The sequence below is a fragment of the Oleiphilus sp. HI0117 genome (assembly GCF_001635235.1).
Genome location: NZ_LWGA01000146.1, coordinates 1 through 969, shown reverse-complemented (window position 1 = coordinate 969; position 969 = coordinate 1). Strand labels below are relative to the sequence as shown.

The 969-nt window shown below is 42.3% G+C and carries 1 pseudogene; it reads right to left on the bottom strand.

What is annotated here, in order from left to right:
- Positions 1-526: 526 nt before the first annotated feature.
- Positions 527-969 (bottom strand): annotated as a pseudogene (locus A3757_RS26125) (AMP-binding acetyl-CoA synthetase); the annotation flags it as partial.

The window sequence follows — 969 nt, the reverse complement described above, 5'->3', positions numbered from 1 at the left end:
TCCACTTAACATATATACCCAATTTGAACCTTCACCTACCACCTCAGAACCTCAGTCTTCGAACACTGGTTCCTCAAACTCTTCAAACTCTTCAAACTCTTCAAACTCTTCAAACTCTTCAAACTCTTCAAACTCATAATGGTCTTTTTCATCCCTTTCATAATCAGATTACCGGCGACTCACCGTCCAAGAAATATAATAATCGATGGTATGGCAGAGCCTCTATACAGAGACTTATGGACAAAGGCTTCATGTTGGGCGCCAGCTATTACTTCAAGCAAGCATCTTCTATAACAAGAGAGCCGATCAGAAAGCTCGGATTGAGCACAACTTGGGTACCTAATCGAAAGCGCAGTTACAGCTTGCTCTCCGGATTTGGTTTGAGCGAATCCAGCTCAGACTGATCCCTGGGTATCCAAAGTAGCTTTAAGTTCTAAATTCAGTTGAGGTCCAAACAACTGAGCTCAACAAGGCAAAAATAAAAAACCCGCATAAGCGGGCTTTTGAATATCACATTAAGTTTGGCTTATTGCCAAATAATCTTCTGCTTACTGCCATACCATCCGTCTTGAGAAGGTGCGTAAACATCTTCGATTACATTACGCTTAATTTTCATTGTCGGCGTCAGGAACTCATTTTCAATCGTCCACTGCTGATTCACAACAACCATAAATTGCAGCGCCTCATGCGGGTCAACCGAAGCATTAACCTCTTTCATTAAGGCTTCCAATTCCGGCTCAACCTGCTTACGGAAAGACTCATCACCCTGCTTAGCAAAAGTTTCATCCGAAAGCATCAACAAAGCATAAGGCTGAGGCTGTTCAGCACCAGCAACACAGACCATCTCTAAAGAATCATGACCAACAATCTTGTTTTCAATTGGCGCTGGAGCAACATACTTACCTTTACTGGTCTTAAAGATTTCCTTAATACGACCAGTAATACGCAAGCGACCCATGCTATCAATTT